Source organism: Streptomyces racemochromogenes, assembly GCF_044129415.1.
Classification (GTDB): Bacteria; Actinomycetota; Actinomycetes; order Streptomycetales; family Streptomycetaceae; genus Streptomyces; species Streptomyces racemochromogenes_A.
Map to the genome: position 1 here is coordinate 56,369 of NZ_JBBDHD010000018.1, position 15,187 is coordinate 71,555.

General features: G+C 73.0%; 11 protein-coding genes and 3 tRNA genes. 7 read left to right on the top strand and 7 right to left on the bottom strand.

The annotated features are described in order from the left end of the window. Positions 1 to 1,243: 1,243 nt before the first annotated feature. Together WDV06_RS10015 and WDV06_RS10020 are read left to right on the top strand one after the other, a co-directional pair. The gene (locus WDV06_RS10015) at positions 1,244 to 2,590 is read left to right on the top strand and encodes a carboxyl transferase domain-containing protein (RefSeq protein WP_395509285.1); all 1,347 of its coding nucleotides are present in this window, start codon (positions 1,244 to 1,246) and stop codon (positions 2,588 to 2,590) included. Positions 2,591 to 2,714: 124 nt separating this feature from the next. Beyond that, the gene (locus WDV06_RS10020) at positions 2,715 to 3,278 is read left to right on the top strand and encodes a GNAT family N-acetyltransferase (RefSeq protein WP_395509286.1); all 564 of its coding nucleotides are present in this window, start codon (positions 2,715 to 2,717) and stop codon (positions 3,276 to 3,278) included. 34 nt (positions 3,279 to 3,312) lie between these two features. Here WDV06_RS10020 and WDV06_RS10025 read toward each other — a convergent pair whose 3' ends face one another. After that, on the bottom strand, positions 3,313 to 4,389 hold the full coding sequence (locus WDV06_RS10025) for an esterase-like activity of phytase family protein (RefSeq protein WP_395509287.1): 1,077 nt from the start codon (positions 4,387 to 4,389) through the stop codon (positions 3,313 to 3,315). Positions 4,390 to 4,563: 174 nt separating this feature from the next. Continuing rightward, entirely contained in the window at positions 4,564 to 5,817 is a 1,254-nt protein-coding gene (locus tag WDV06_RS10030) for an MFS transporter (RefSeq protein WP_395509288.1), read from the bottom strand. Positions 5,818 to 6,062: 245 nt separating this feature from the next. Here WDV06_RS10030 and WDV06_RS10035 point away from each other — a divergent pair, with 245 nt between their 5' ends. Beyond that, complete coding sequence (locus WDV06_RS10035) at positions 6,063 to 7,241, top strand: carboxylate-amine ligase (RefSeq protein WP_395509289.1); 1,179 nt, start codon at positions 6,063 to 6,065, stop codon at positions 7,239 to 7,241. A gap of 58 nt (positions 7,242 to 7,299) precedes the next feature. On the opposite strand, the gene WDV06_RS10040 is transcribed toward WDV06_RS10035, so the two are convergent. From WDV06_RS10040 to WDV06_RS10060, 5 genes are all read right to left on the bottom strand, one after another. After that, positions 7,300 to 8,082: a hypothetical protein gene (locus WDV06_RS10040; protein WP_395509290.1), complete on the bottom strand. Its 783-nt coding sequence runs from the start codon at positions 8,080 to 8,082 to the stop codon at positions 7,300 to 7,302. A 146-nt stretch (positions 8,083 to 8,228) separates the two neighbouring features. Next, entirely contained in the window at positions 8,229 to 8,801 is a 573-nt protein-coding gene (locus WDV06_RS10045) for a hypothetical protein (protein WP_395509291.1), read from the bottom strand. A 173-nt stretch (positions 8,802 to 8,974) separates the two neighbouring features. Further along, positions 8,975 to 9,048, bottom strand: a tRNA-Ile gene (locus WDV06_RS10050). 184 nt (positions 9,049 to 9,232) lie between these two features. Beyond that, positions 9,233 to 9,305, bottom strand: a tRNA-Asn gene (locus tag WDV06_RS10055). Positions 9,306 to 9,310: 5 nt separating this feature from the next. Further along, positions 9,311 to 9,383, bottom strand: a tRNA-Asn gene (locus WDV06_RS10060). A gap of 146 nt (positions 9,384 to 9,529) precedes the next feature. Between WDV06_RS10060 and WDV06_RS10065 the strand changes: the two genes are divergently transcribed. The 4 genes from WDV06_RS10065 to WDV06_RS10080 all read left to right on the top strand — a co-directional run bounded on the left by WDV06_RS10065 (position 9,530) and on the right by WDV06_RS10080 (position 15,145). Then, entirely contained in the window at positions 9,530 to 9,829 is a 300-nt protein-coding gene (locus WDV06_RS10065) for a YtxH domain-containing protein (RefSeq protein WP_395509292.1), read from the top strand. 40 nt (positions 9,830 to 9,869) lie between these two features. After that, the gene (locus WDV06_RS10070) at positions 9,870 to 11,306 is read left to right on the top strand and encodes a xylulokinase (RefSeq protein WP_395509293.1); all 1,437 of its coding nucleotides are present in this window, start codon (positions 9,870 to 9,872) and stop codon (positions 11,304 to 11,306) included. Between the two features lie 186 nt (positions 11,307 to 11,492). Then, positions 11,493 to 13,226 carry an ABC transporter ATP-binding protein gene (locus WDV06_RS10075; protein ID WP_395509294.1) on the top strand — a complete coding sequence of 578 codons (1,734 nt, stop codon included), beginning with the start codon at positions 11,493 to 11,495 and terminating at the stop codon, positions 13,224 to 13,226. Further along, the gene (locus WDV06_RS10080; protein WP_395509295.1) at positions 13,223 to 15,145 is read left to right on the top strand and encodes an ABC transporter ATP-binding protein; all 1,923 of its coding nucleotides are present in this window, start codon (positions 13,223 to 13,225) and stop codon (positions 15,143 to 15,145) included. Before WDV06_RS10075 ends, WDV06_RS10080 begins: the two co-directional genes overlap by 4 nt. The last annotated feature ends 42 nt before the right edge of the window (positions 15,146 to 15,187 follow it).

Genomic DNA, 15,187 nt, shown 5'->3' on the forward strand with positions numbered 1-15,187 from the left:
AGGGGTTGGGGCTTTCCCGTCCGTCTCATCGTCCTTCCGCGTCGGGCCGGCCTGTCAAGGGCGCTCCTTCGTCGCGTCGCTCCGCGATGGCCTCCGGCCACCCTTGACAGGCCGTCCCGCCCCGGAAAAACGAAGACTGCCGGGAAACCCCCAAAGGAACGGGACGGATGTTCCATGGACATGCGGCCGGATCAGGGACCCTCCGGGGTCGTCGGGGGCCGGCAGACCAGCCATCCGGCCCGCCGGGAATGCCCTCCGGGGCCACCCCACGCCTCAGATCGCTACGCGCTCCTCCCGTCTCGGCGTCCGCAGTCCGTCTGGGGCCGCTGCCCGCACGAGAGGACGACGAGACCGTCATCCGAAATGGGTGGACGCGCCAGATCGCTACGCGCTCCTGGGATCCGGCGCCTGCCAGCCGTCTGGGGCCGGTCCCCGCGCCAGAGGACGAAGAGAGCGTCATCCGGGACCGGTGGGCGCATCAGATCGCTACGCGCTCCTCGAAATCCGGCGACCGAAGGCCTCTTGGCTCTCTGACCGCACCAGACGACGAGTAGCAGGGCATCCCAGCCCACGATCGCCGCTGGACGCCGGAGAAAGAGGAGCGCGTAGCGATCTGCGGCGCCGGAGCACCCGGATGACGGTCTCGTCGTCCTCTGGCGCGGGGACCGGCCCCAGACGGGGGTGGGACGCCGGAATTCGAGGAGCGCGTAGCGATCTGAGGCGCCCGACCGTCCCGGATGACGATCTCTTCGTCCTCCCGTGCGGGTCGCGACCCCAGACGGCCGCTGGACGCCGAGACGGGAGGAGCGCGTAGCGATCTGGCGCGGAGGGCCGCCCCGAAGGGCAGGCAGGGCGGCCCGGATGCATGGTCTACCGGCCCCCGACGACCTCGCCTCGTCCCTGATCCGGCCGCAGGTCCAAGGAAGGACCGTCCCGTTCCTTTGGGGGTTTCCCGGCAGTCCTTGTCTTTCCGGGGCGGGACGGCCTGTCAAGGGTGGCCGGAGGCCATCGCGGAGCGACGCGACGAAGGAGCGCCCTTGACAGGGCGGCCCGAACCGGAAGGACAGTGGGACTGGCGGGAAAGCCCCAACCCTTCCCTGAGACCGCCCGGGGAGGTCCCGGCCGCCTGGCCGCCGATCGGCGGGGCGTTCCCGGCCGGTGGGAGACCGCCACCCACTCGGAGGCGGTGGCGGGCCCCCGCCATGAGCCGCCGTACCCCGTCCCCAGCGCCTACCCTGGCCGCGTGACGACCCGTCTCTCGGCCCGTGCCGCCATCGCCGCCCTCACCGACCCCGGGAGCTTCGAGGAGTTGCCCGCGCCGTGCGCGGAGTACCCCGACGACGACGGGCCGCTCGGGTGGGCCGGGTACGACGCCTCGCGGGCGCGGGCCACCGCGCGGACCGGGGAGCTGGAGTCCGTGGTGATCGGGACCGGCCGCATCGGGGGCCGCGAAGCCGCGCTCGTCTCCTTCGAGTTCGGGTTCCTCGGCGGCAGCCTCGGCCGGCGCACCGGTGACCGGCTGGAGGCCGCGTACGCGCACGCCCGCGAGCGCCGCCTGCCGCTGGTCTCCCTGATCGCCACCGGCGGCTCCCGCATGCAGGAGGGGATGCTCGCGCTGGCGCAGTTGCAGCGGGTGGCCCGCCAGTGCGTGCTGACCCGGGCCGCCGGGATCCCCCAGATCGCGGTGCTGCGCGACCCCACCACCGGCGGCGGGTGGGCCACCCTCGGGGCGGGGGCCGACGTGGTGCTGGCGCTGCCTGGGGCACAGGTCGGCTTCGCCGGGTCCCGGGTGCGGCCCGCCGACGCCGATCCGGGGGCCTACACCGCCGAGGGCCAGTACGGGGCCGGGCACGTCGACGCCGTCGTCCCCGCGGCGGAGCTGCCCACGGCGGTCGGGGACTGGCTGCGGGTGCTGGCCGCGCCCCGCGCCGCCGTTCCGGTCGAGCCCCCGGCCGCGCTGGGCGGCGTCACGCCCCCGCTGACCGGATGGGACGCCGTCCTCCAGGCCCGGCGCCCCGGGCGCCCCCGCGCGGAGGCGTACCTGGACGCGTACTTCGAGCTGCGGCTGCCGCTGCGCGGGGACCGGGCCGGGGCCTTCGACGCCGGGATGCTGTGCGGGTTCGGGCTGCGGGAGGGCCGGGCGGTGGCGTACGCCGCGCAGTGCGGCACCGCCATCCGCCCGGCGGGCTACCGTACGGCCGCCCGCGTGATCCGTCTCGCGGACCGGCTCGGCGTCCCGGTGCTCACCCTGGTGGACACCCCCGGCGCGGCCAACGACGCCGCCGCCGAGCAGGCGGGCGCCGGACCGGCCATCGCGGACTGCTTCGCGGCGGTCGCGGCGGCCACCGTCCCGGTGACGACTCTGCTGATCGGCGAGGGCGGCTCGGGCGGGGCGCTCGCCCTGGCCGCGCCCGGGAACACCTGGGTGACCCCGGACGGCTACTTCTCGGTCATCGCCCCCGAGCTGGCGGCGGCCATCCTCAAGCGCCCGGCCGAGGAAGCCCCCGCCACGGCGGACCAACTCCGCATCCGCCCCCAGGACCTGGTCGACCTCGGCGTGGCCCGGGGCATCGTGGGCGCGCAGCCTTAGCCCGCGCCCGCGCCCGCGCCCGCGCCCGACCAGCGGTACCCGACACGGCCGGGCCGCAGGAGCCGTGCCGTCCCGCCCGGAAATCGGGTGCCCGACCGCCCGGCGCCCTGCCAGGATGCGCCGCATGGACATGCGACTCGAACCGTGGTCGGAGCCCTCGCTGAGCCTCCTGCGGCAGATCAACACCCCGCAGATGCGCCACCACGTCGGCGGCCCCGAATCGGAGGAGCAGCTGCTCGCCCGGCACCGCCGCTACCTCGCCCTGCCGGAGTCCGGGCGGGGCTGCATGTTCGCCGTCCTGCTGGGCGGGGAGCCGGCCGGCAGCATCGCCTACCACCGTCGCGACTGGCGGGGTGAGGAGATCTTCGAGACGGGCTGGAACGTCCTGCCCGCCCACCAGGGCCGGGGCGTGGCCGCCGCGGCCGGTGCCGCGCTGATCGCCGTCGTGCGCGAGATCGCTCGCCGGCCCGGCAGCCCCCGCGGTCTGCACGCCTTCCCCTCGGTCGGGAACGCTCCCTCGAACGCCCTCTGCAACCGGCTCGGCTTCACCCTCCTCGGCGCCTGCGACTTCGAGTACCCGGCGGGCAGCGGCACCCTGATGCGCAGCAACGACTGGCGCCTCGACCTCGGCGGCCCCGCCCACCCCACGGACCCCGCCCGCCCCGCCTCCGGAGTCCGCGAGGTGTGACGCGCAGGGCGGCGGTCCGTAGGAGCCCGCGTCCCTACGGCCGCCGCGCCGGGAGCCGTACGTCCACCCGGTACAGCCGGGTGATCTGCTGGGGGAGTTCGTTGTCGTCGCTGACCAGCAGCAGCCGGACGCGGCCCGCGCCGTCGTGGCCGAGGACGGTCATGCCCTCGATGTTGTCGACCAGGGGGTGGTTCTGGGGGAGCTTCGAGGGGGCGCCCAGCGTAGGGCAGGCGTCGAAGTCGCCGATCGCGGTCTTGCGCGCGGGCCGCAGCCCCGGGCCCTCCGTCAGCGTCCCGGTCTTCGAGGTGTCGCTCGGGCCCAGCGGGTCGGCCGCGTACAGCCGGGCGGTGATCTTGAACTCGCGGGTGAAGCCCCGTTCCAGGACGATCAGCCGCCCGTCCCGGGTCGCTGCGAGCTCGGCGATGCCGTGGCCCGCGTCGACGGGGTACGCGTACTGGCGGCCCAGGACGAACTCCCCGTCCCGGCGCCGTTCCCAGGTCTGGATCCGCTGGAGGGTGCGCCCCCGCGCGTCCTTGCCGTCCCCGGCCAGGGGGCCCTCCAGGGCCGCGACCAGGGTGTGACCGCCGGGCAGGAGGGTGAGCGACTCGAAGGTCTGGTTGGCCGTGGCCCGGCCCTCGGGTGCGATGCGGAACGCGGGCGGGACGGGCAGGGTCGCGAGGACGCGGCCGGTCCGGTCGTAGCGGCGGACGGCGGGGGCGGTCTCGTCGGTGACGAGGTAGGTGCCGTCGCGGTCGACGACCACCGCCTCCGAGTCGAGGACCTTCCCCGCGCCGTCGGTGAGCGGCAGCCGCGCGGTGGCCGTGGCGGCGGGGGTGTCCCCTCCCGCCACCTCCAACCGGTACAGCGCCGACTCGTCGGAGACCGCCGCGACCGTCCCGTCCCGGTCGAGGGCGAGCCCGGATATCCCGCCGACGGGCTTCCCGTCGAGCTGTGCCTTGTCCAACGAGTCGGAGAACCCGGCGACGGACATGTACGGGGAGCAGGCCCGGTCGCCCTCCCGGTCCTGGGGGGCGGCGCCGGCCGCGGGGACGAGCGCCGCTGAGAGCGCGGCGGTGGCCACCGCAGTGGTGACGAGCGTGCGAAGGCGCATGCTGGCCTTCCTCCTGGTTCGGCTGGGTGCGCTGTGGGGCGTGCGGGCCCGCCGAACCGTCATATGCCTATTCGAAAGAAGACGGAAGAGGGGCCACGACACCGCAACGAAACCGCGGGCTCCCGTTCACAAGGCCCCCGGTCCCTCCCGCCGCGCCCCCGCGCCCCTCCCCCGCTACGCCTCCGGCGACCGCGAGTCGTAGCGGGCGAAGGACCGCCACCGCGCCGCCAGCAGCCCCAGCACCACCACGCACGCCAGCCCGCCGCCCGTGACGGCCACGGTCGGGGAGGCGAGGTCGCCCACGGTGCCGGCCAGGAAGTCCCCGAGCCGCGGCCCGCCCGCGACGACCACGATGAACACGCCCTGGAGCCGGCCCCGCATCCCGTCCGGGGTCGCGGTCTGCATCATCGTGGAGCGGAACACCATGGAGATGGTGTCGGCACAGCCGGCCAGCGCGAGGAAGAACAGTCCCAGCCAGAGGTTGCGGGTCAGACCGAAGACGGCGATGGCCAGCCCCCATCCCGCGACGGACAGCAGGATCGCCAGCCCGTGCCGCCGGATCCGCCCCTGCCAGCCGGAGAACAGTCCGCCGAGCAGGGCGCCCACGGCCGGGGCGGCGACCAGCAGGCCGACGGTCTTGGCGTCGCCCCCGTACCAGAGGACGGCGATGGCCGGGAACAGCGCCTTCGGCTGGGCGAAGATCATCGCGGCCATGTCGGAGAAGAAGGTCATCCGGATGTTGGGCGTGGTGCCGAGGAAGCGCAGCCCGTCCATCACCGAGGCCCTCCCCTTCCTGCCCTCCGGCAGCATCGCGGGCAGCCGCCACATGGCGTACAGGGCGGCGACGAACGTCACCACGTCGATCAGGTACGCCGCCTGGTAGCCCCACCAGCCGACGATGAGCCCGCCCAGGACCGGGCCCAGCATGGTCCCGGAGGTCATCGTCACGGAGCCCAGGGCGTTCGCGGCGGGCAGCTGCTCGGGCGGCAGCAGCTTGGGGATCATGGCCGAGCGGGCCGGCCCGTTCAGCGCCCCGCAGACGGCCTGGAGGGCGACGACCGTGTAGAGGAGCCAGACCCGGTGGTAGTCGAGGAGCGCCGCGGCGGCCAGGCCGCAGGACAGCAGCGTGAGCCCGATCTGGCTGTGGAGGCCGAGCTTGCGCCGGTCCACGGTGTCCGCGATGGCGCCGCCGTAGAGGCCGAAGGCGACGAGCGGGACGAGCGAGAAGAGACCGACCAGCCCGACGGAGAAGCTGGAGCCGGTGATCTCGTACACCTGGAGGGAGATGGCCAGGGCCGTCATCGCCTGGCCCATCCAGGAGATGGTGCCGCCCACCCACAGCCGCCGGTAGTGGGCGGAGGTGCGCAGCGGGGTCAGGTCGGCGAGTATGCGCCGCTTGGGTCGGGGCGGGGAGGCGGTACCGGTCACACGGGATGGTAACCGGACCGTTCTCGGAAGCTCCTGGAGTCCGGAGGGCGTTCATACGGGAATCACACGCGCGCAACGCGCGACCGCACACCCGCACCGCCCGACCCACCCGGACCGGGGGTTTCAGAACGCGGTCGGTCTTGCCGCTAACTCGCCATTATCACCCGACATTTGACCGGATCGGCCTTGCCTCCGCGCCTCCTGTTCGGCTCATGATGAAAGACTCGTATGTCCAGGGAGGCGTAGTGATCGATCCTGGCAACAGCACCACGAGCACCAGTGACACCGGCCCCGCGGGCCACGGCCCGCGCACCGTGAGCGGTGTCACCACCCCCCTCACGGTGGGGGTCGAGGAGGAGTTCCTGCTCGTCGACGACCGCACCCTACGGGTGGTCCCGGCCGCACCGCTCGTCCTCGCCACCGCCGCCGGGCTCCCCCAGCAACTGCACCCGGAGGGCACCCGGTACCAGGTGGAGATCTCCACCCCGGTCGCCGACTCGGCGATCACCTTGCGCGAGGAGCTCGCCGCCCTGCGACGGACCCTCGCGGCGGCGGCCCGTGAGCACGGCTGTCGGCTGCTGGCCGCCCCCTCGCCCGTCGTGGCCGTCGACGGGCCGCTGCACCTGACCGACGACGAGCCGCGCCAGCGCGAGCAGCACCGCCGGTTCGGCGCGCTGACCGACACCCTGGTCAGCTGCGGCCGCCACATCCACATCGGCACCCTCGACGTGGACACGGCGGTGGCGGTGTCGAACCGGGTCCGTCCCTGGCTGCCCACGCTGATCGCGCTGGCCGCCAACTCGCCCTTCTGGGGCGGCCGTGACACCGGCCACTCCAGCTGGCGGGCGATGGCCTGGGCCGGCTGGCCCTCGGCGGGGCCGCCCCCGCACTTCCCGTCCACGGCCCACTTCCGCCGCTCGGTGCAGACCCTGCTCGGCTCCGGGGCCGCCCTGGACACCAAGATGGTCTACTGGGACCTCCGTCCCTCCGGGAACTGGCCGACGCTCGAAATCCGTGCGCCCGACATGTCCCCGGACATCGACACGGCCGTGCTCCAGGCCGAGCTGGGCCGCGCCCTGGTCTCCTCGGCGCTGCGCGACATCGAGGAGCAGCGGCCCGACCGTCCCGTACGGGACGAGGTCCTGCGCCTGGCCCGCTGGCGGGCGGCGCACGACGGCCTGGAGGGCTTCGGGTTGGACCCGTACACGGGCGCCGAGCTCCCTGCGGCCGATCTGGCGGAGGCCCTGCTCGACCTGGTGGCCCCGGACCTGGCCGCCGCCGGCGACCTGGACCACGCGGCACGCACCCTGGGCGGGCTGTTGCGCGACGGTTCGGGCGCGGCCCGGCAGCGCGCCGCCTTCGCACGCCGCCACGACCTGGCGGACGTCCTGCGGCACCTGGTGGAGGAAACGGAGAAGTTCTAGGCCCCCGCGGCCGCGCGGCCGCGGGTGCCGGTCCGAGCACCCGTGGCCCCCGCCTCGGCTACAGGGGCTTCGACACCGTGATGAGCGCCGGCTGGGTGGTACCCGTCGCGCGCAGCGCGTCGGCGAAGATCTCGGTGACCCAGGCCGCCGAGTCCAGGGACCACTCGCGGGCGGCGCAGCGGAAGGACCACCCGGACCGCAGGCCGGCCGGTGCCGGCTCACCGGCCGGCGACTCCCCCAGGCCCGGCGCGAGGGGGCCGGAGCCGGACAGCTCCCCCAGCGGCTCGACGGCGACCTGCCCGTGGGCGCCTTCGCGTGCGGCGTCGAGGATCTCGGGCATGCGGCGTGGCAGACCGGCGCTCTCGGCGGCGGAGACCTCGACGGTGAACGCGAAGGACGCCGCGGGATCGGCGAGGGCGAACCACTCGGCGGCCACCGCCAGGTCGGCGCGGCTGTCGGGCGCCGCGTAGAGGGGGGCCACGGTGTGCAGCCCGGTGAAGCTGAGCCGGCCCGTCCGGTGCAGGGCGTCGCCCAGCACCGCGGCCATGGGGAGGACCGGCAGGCGCTGCCCGCGCGGCGCGTCGCAGACGTCGACCCGCATCCAGGCCAGCTGGCGCACCCGCGGCTCCCGGCCGTCCTGGCGCAGGGTGCCGCCCGCGTCGTTGTGGTCCCAGCGCCCGCCCTGCGGTCCGGCGGCGTGGAAGGAGCTCCAGCCGTAGGCGACGGTCCGTCTGACCGTGAGGGCGAAGACGTCGTCGAGCTCAGGATTCACCCAGGGGTGCGGGTCCAGCAGGCCGTGAACGCCCATGGCCATGGGGGCGGGCAGGGACGCTTCCGGCACGGCGGTCTCCTCAGTGGTCTGGGACCCGGCCCAGCGGTGCCCGGCTCCGCGGAGTCGGGCGCCGCCCCGGGTTCAGTGCGGCGGGTGGGCCCGGGGCGCCCGGCCGCGGCCCCCGCGGTCCGCGGCGCGAGCGCCCCGTCCGGGTGTCAGAAGGCGCCGCACCAGAGGGTCTGGGTCTTGGTGACGGCCTTCTCCGGCGAGTCGTTGACCCCGATGATGTCCACGTCGATGACGCTGCGCCACTTCACCTGCATCAGCCGGTTGGTGCAGACCTTGCGCGCGGCGGCACGGTTGGCGCTGCCGGTGCCCGGGTACACGGTCTTGCTGCCGGTGGCGACGGTCTTCCAGCGGTTGTCCCGGTAGTCCAGGGCCTGGAGCTCGATGGTGACCTTGGCCTTGGTGCCCGGTCCGCTGATCTTGACCCACCAGCCATGGCCGGAGGCCGCGGCCGGAGCCGTGCTGGAGATGTGGACGTTGTCGCCGTTGGTGTAGAAGACACCGGCGCTCGGAAGCCCCTGCGGCTGACTGGTCGTGACGCCGTCGGGACCTTCCTCGCCGAGGATGGACCCCTCCGCCGAGGTGTCGGCGGGCGTGAGTTCCTCGGCGATCTCCACCGCGCCGACGTCATCGGTGCCCTCGGCGGCACCGGCCGGCGCGGCCGTGGAGAGGCTGAGGACGATGGCGGACGAAACCGCCGCCGCTGCTATGAGCTTGCGCATGATGAGCGAATCCCCCTGCAGGAGGAGCCTCGGAAACCGGCTCCACTGATCTTGGTCGTCGGCCACCTTAGGGCAGCCCGACGCGAGGGGGCCATGCGTTTTGCGCCCGCCGTCATGGCGGCGGGAAGGGAAGAACCCCAGGCCTGAAACGTTTCTTCTGGCCTGGGGTGCGGTGGGGCGGGTGGGACTCGAACCCACGGCCGACGGATTATGAGTCCGCTGCTCTAACCGGCTGAGCTACCGCCCCTTCACGGCGTGGCGCGTACACGTGTGCGCGCCGTCTGCCGCAGCATAGCCGCTCATACGATCTCCTGCTTCGGATGCCCCGCATGATCGGCTTCGCCTGTTCAGTGAGACCGCGCTGAGAGCTGCCCGGTTCCCGGTTCGGGGCAAAAAGAAAGAGGACCCGACCGGGCCCTCTTCCCTTCCTGCTCCCCCGACTGGACTCGAACCAGTAACCTGCCGGTTAACAGCCGGCTGCTCTGCCAATTGAGCTACAGGGGACCGAGCTCCCCCGACTGGACTCGAACCAGTAACCTGCCGGTTAACAGCCGGCTGCTCTGCCAATTGAGCTACAGGGGATTGCTGCGGTGCCACGAACAGCCCACCTCCGGCCTTGCCGGGGGGCGAGTGCCCGTTGCGAGTCATAGATTAGCGCAAGCAGGGGGGTGCTCCGCCAATCGGTATCGCCAGCCGGCCGGGCACCGACACGACGAAGGGTGGCAGGCATGCGGTACAAGGTCACGTTCCTCGCCGGGATGGCCCTCGGGTACGTGGTGGGAACGGCCGCGGGACGCGAGCGGTACGAGGCGATGAAGAAGTCCGCGCGGCGGGTCGCGCAGAACCCGGTGGTGCGCAACGCCGCCGAGACGGCCGGGCAGAACGGACGGGCGTTCGCGGGGAAGGCGTTCACCGCGGTCGGCGACAAGGTCGGCGGCGCGCTCCCGGCCTCCGTGGCCCGGCGGGTGCCCGGCCTGCGGGAACGGGGGCAGGGGTACGACGACGAGTGGGGAACCAGCAACACCTGACCCTCCTGGGAAGGCCGGACCGTGGGGCAGAATTCTCCGCATGGGGATAGTCGCCGGGCTGGACAGCTCTTCCGCCTTCACTCGCATCGTCGTCTGCGACACGGACACGGGCGCCGTACTGCGCCAGGGCTACGCACCCCATCCGCAGTCGGCGGGCGAGACGGTCCCCCACGAGAGCGATCCTCAGGCCTGGCTGCTCTCCCTCGGCGAGGCCGCCGGCGGCGGGCTGCTGGAGGGCGTCCAGGCCATCGGGGTCTCCGCGCGGCGCGGCCTGCTGGCGCTGGACGCACAGGGCGGCCCGGTCGGGCCCGCCCTGGTCGGCAACGACCGGCGCGGGCAGGTCGCCGCGGCAGAGCTGGTCGAGGCGCTCGGCGGCAAGGCCGCCTGGACGGCGGCCGTGGGCTGCGTCCCGCACCCCGCGCAGCCGATCGTGAAGCTCGCCTGGCTGGCCCGTACCGACCCCGAGGCCGCGCGCCGGGTCGCGGTGCTGATGTCCCCGCACGACTGGCTGGTCTGGCAGCTGCTGGGCCGGCCCGCCCGCCGCACCACCGACCGGGCCGACGCCTCCGGGACGGGGTACTGGTCGGCGGCCACCGGCTCGTACCGCCCGGACCTGGTCGAGCTGGCGCTCGGGCACCAGGCGCTGCTGCCCGAGGTGCTCGGCCCGTGCGACGCGGCCGGGATGACCCCGGAGGGGCTGCTGATCTCCGCCGGGACCGGGGAGACCACCGCCGCCGTGCTCGGGCTGGGCCTGGGTCCCGGGGACGCGGTGGTCTCGCTGGGGGCCTCCGGTTCGGTGATGGCCGTGCACCACGAGGCCCTCACGGAGCCGGGCGGCCTGATCACCTCCCTCGCCGACGCCGGCGGCATGCACCTGCCGGTGGTGAACACCTCCAACGCCGTACGGACCCTGCGCGGCACCGCCGACATGCTGGGCACCGACCTGGAGGGGCTCAGCGCGCTCGCGCTCAAGTCGACGCCCGGTGCACACGGGCTCGTGCTCCTGCCGTACCTGGAGGGGGAGCGCACCCCGCACCTGCCGCACACCGCCGGGACCCTGTCCGGGCTGCGCCGGGACTCGATGAAGCCGGAGCACCTGGCGCGGGCCGCGTTCGAGGGGATGCTGTGCGGCCTGGTGGACGCCCTCGACGTGCTGCGCCACCGGGGCGTGGGGATCCGGCGGGTGTTCCTGCTGGGCGCCGCGGCCGAGCTGCCCGCCGTACAGGCCGCCGCTCCGGGGCTGTTCGGCACCCAGATCGTCGTGCCCGCCCCGGCGGACTACGCGGCGCTGGGCGCGGCCCGTCAGGCGGCGTGGGCGCTGGGGGTGCAGCAGGGCACGCTGGCCCCGCACACGCCCCCGCTGTGGCCGGCTCCCGCCGCGCAGGTCTTCGAGCCGGGCGAGGAGTTCGCGGCCTGGCAGGCGGTGCGCCAGCAGTACGTCGCCACCCGGGAGCAGCTGCACCCGGGCGCGTTCTGAGGCGCGGGGGCAGGGCGCGGGCCCCGTGCGCAACCCCTTGCGGCCGCGCATGCTGGCAGCAAGGGGACCTTGGCATGAAGCGGCCTCCTCCTTTTGACCCGGTTTTGCGAAAAGCGGTAGGGATCAGGCCTGCGCTTGGCACAAGATGGAGTGAACCCCCTCGATCTTTGCTACCGGAGCCTGCGCGTGCTCATACGACTTCTGCGGACGTACCTGCGTCCGCACCGGAAACCCATCGCCGCACTGGTGCTGCTGCAACTGCTGCAGACCAGTGCGAGCCTCTACCTGCCCACGCTCAACGCCGACATCATCGACAAGGGTGTCGTCAACGGTGACACGGGTTACATCCTGCGCTTCGGCGCGCTGATGCTCGGTGTCTCGCTCGTCCAGCTCGTCTGCAACGTCGGGGCCGTCTACTTCGGTGCGCGGACCGCCGCCGCGCTGGGCCGGGACCTGCGCGCCGCCGTCTTCGACCGGGTGCAGAGCTTCTCCGCCCGCGAACTGGGGCAGTTCGGCGCGCCGTCGCTGATCACCCGTACGACCAACGACGTCCAGCAGGTGCAGATGCTGGCGCTGCTGACCTTCACGCTGATGGTCTCGGCGCCGATCATGTGCGTCGGCGGCATTGCCATGGCGCTCTCCCTGGACGTGAAGCTGTCGGGCGTCCTGCTCGCCGTGGTCCCGGTGCTGGGCATCTCGGTCGGCGCGATCGTCTGGAAGACGCGTCCGCTGTTCCGCCTGATGCAGCAGCGCCTGGACGTGGTCAACCGCGTGCTGCGCGAGCAGATCACGGGCAACCGTGTGATCCGCGCGTTCGTCCGCGACGGCTACGAGGAGGAGCGTTTCCGCGGGGCCAACTCCGAGCTGACCGGGGTCTCGCTGGCCTCGGGCCGGCTGCTCGCGCTGATGTTCCCCGTGGTCATCCTGGTCGTGAACATCTCCAGCGTCGCCGTCATCTGGTTCGGCGCGATGCGCGTGGACGGCCGGGAGATGGAGATCGGCCAGCTGACGGCCTTCCTCGCGTACCTGATGCAGATCGTGATGGCCGTGATGATGGCCACGTTCATGTTCATGATGGTGCCGCGCGCCGAGGTCTGCGCGGAGCGCATCCAGGAGGTCCTGGACACCGAGTCGAGCGTGGTCCCGCCGGCGGACCCGGTGCGCACCGTGTCTCTGCGCGGGCAGTTGGAGCTGCGCGGTGCCGACTTCCACTATCCGGGCGCCGAGGCGCCGGTGCTGCGCGGGGTGGACCTGGTGGCCCGCCCCGGTGAGACCACGGCGGTGATCGGCTCCACGGGCAGCGGGAAGTCCACGCTGCTGGGGCTGGTGCCCCGGCTGTTCGACGCGACCGGCGGCGAGGTCCTCGTCGACGGGGAGGACGTGCGCCGGCTGGACCCGCAGCTGCTGGCCCGGACGGTCGGCATGGTCCCGCAGAAGCCGTACCTGTTCTCCGGGACCGTGGCGTCGAACCTGCGGTACGGGCGCCCCGACGCGACCGACGAGGAGCTGTGGCAGGCGCTGGAGGTGGCCCAGGCGAAGGAGTTCGTCTCCGCGCTGGAGGGCGGCCTGGAGGCGCCCATCACGCAGGGCGGCACCAACGTCTCCGGTGGCCAGCGCCAGCGCCTGGCGATCGCCCGCACGCTGGTGCAGCGTCCGGAGATCTACCTGTTCGACGACTCCTTCTCGGCCCTGGACTACGCGACGGACGCGGCGCTGCGCGCGGCGCTGGCGCGCGAGACGGAGGAGGCGACGGTCGTCATCGTCGCCCAGCGGGTGTCCACGATCCGCGACGCCGACCGGATCATCGTCCTCGACGAGGGCCGGGTGGTCGGCGAGGGCCGCCACCACGAGCTGATGGACGGCAACGAGACCTACCGGGAGATCGTGCTCTCCCAGCTGACGGAGGCGGAGGCCGCATGAGCGGGCCCGGAGGACGCATGATGACGGGCTCGCCCCAGAGGTCCATGGACTTCAAGGGGTCGGGCAAACGGCTGCTGGGCCAGCTGGCGCGGGACAAGGCGAAGCTGTGGGGCATGGTCGCGGCCGTGGTCGGCAGCGTCGGCTGTTCGGTGGTCGGGCCGAAGATCCTCGGCGAGGCCACGGACCTGGTGTTCGCGGGCCTCGTGGGCCGGGAGATGCCGGAGGGCCTGACCAAGGAGCAGGCGCTGGAGGGGCTGCGGTCCCAGGGGCACGGCGGCATGGCGGACATGCTGGCGAGCACCGACTTCACGCCGGGCGAGGGCATCGACTTCGGTGCCGTCGGGGTCGTGGCGCTGTGGGCGCTGGCGGTCTTCGTGATGGCGGCGCTGCTGATGCTGGTCGCGACGAGGCTGTCGAACCTCGTGCAGAACGGCATGGTGTACCGGATGCGCGAGGAGCTCCAGGCGAAGCTGTCGCGGCTGCCGCTGTCCTACTTCGACCAGCAGAAGCGCGGCGAGGTGCTGAGCCGGGCGACGAACGACATCGACAACATCGGGCAGACGCTCCAGCAGACGCTGGGTCAGCTGATGAACTCGCTGCTGACGATCGTCGGCGTGCTGGCGATGATGTTCTGGATCTCGCCGCTGCTGGCGCTGGTCGCGCTGGCGACCGTGCCGCTCGCCATGGTGGTCGCGGCGAAGATCGGCAAGAAGTCGCAGCCGCAGTTCGTGGCGCAGTGGAAGAGCACGGGTGCGCTGAACGCCCACATCGAGGAGATGTACTCCGGCCACGCGCTGGTGAAGGTCTTCGGGCGGCAGAAGGAGTCGGCGGAGGTCTTCGCCCGGCAGAACGAGGAGCTGTACCGGGCCTCGTTCAAGGCGCAGCTGGTCAGCGGCATCATGCAGCCGGTGATGTTCTTCATCTCGAACATCAACTACGTGCTGGTGGCGGTCGTCGGCGGTCTGCGGGTGGCCTCGGGCACCCTGTCGATCGGTGACGTGCAGGCCTTCATCCAGTACTCGCGCCAGTTCTCGATGCCGCTGACGCAGGTGGCCTCGATGGCGAACCTGGTGCAGTCCGGTGTCGCCTCGGCGGAGCGGGTGTACGAGTTGATGGACGCGCCCGAGCAGGAGCCGGACGCGGAGGTTCCGGAGCGTCCGGAGCAGCTTCGCGGGCAGGTCGTCCTGGACAAGGTGGCCTTCCGCTACGAGCCGGACAAGCCGCTGATCGAGAACCTGTCGCTGCGCGTCGAGCCGGGTCAGACGGTCGCGATCGTCGGCCCGACGGGCGCGGGCAAGACCACGCTGGTCAACCTGCTGATGCGGTTCTACGAGGTCACCGGCGGCGAGATCGCCCTCGACGGGGTGGACATCGCGAAGATGACCCGCGAGGAGCTGCGCTCGGGGATCGGCATGGTCCTCCAGGACACCTGGCTGTTCGGCGGGACCATCGCGGAGAACATCGCGTACGGCGCCGCGCGCGAGGTCACGCGCGCGGAGATCGAGGAGGCCGCGCGGGCGGCCCACGCGGACCGCTTCGTCCGTACGCTGCCCGACGGCTACGACACGGTGCTCGACGACGAGGGCGCGGGCGTCAGCGCGGGCGAGAAGCAGCTGATCACCATCGCCCGGGCGTTCCTGTCGGACCCGGTGATCCTGGTCCTCGACGAGGCGACGAGCTCGGTGGACACCCGTACCGAGGTGCTGATCCAGAAGGCGATGGCGCGCCTGGCGCACGGCCGTACGTCCTTCGTGATCGCGCACCGGCTCTCCACGATCCGGGACGCGGACGTGATCCTGGTGATGGAGAACGGCTCGATCGTGGAGCAGGGCTCGCACGAGGAGCTGCTGGCCGCGGACGGCGCCTACGCGCGGCTGTACGCGGCGCAGTTCGCGCAGGCGGTCGCCGAGGTCGACTGACCGGCGAGCGCGCGCGAGCGGGTGGGGGCGTCCTTCGGGGCG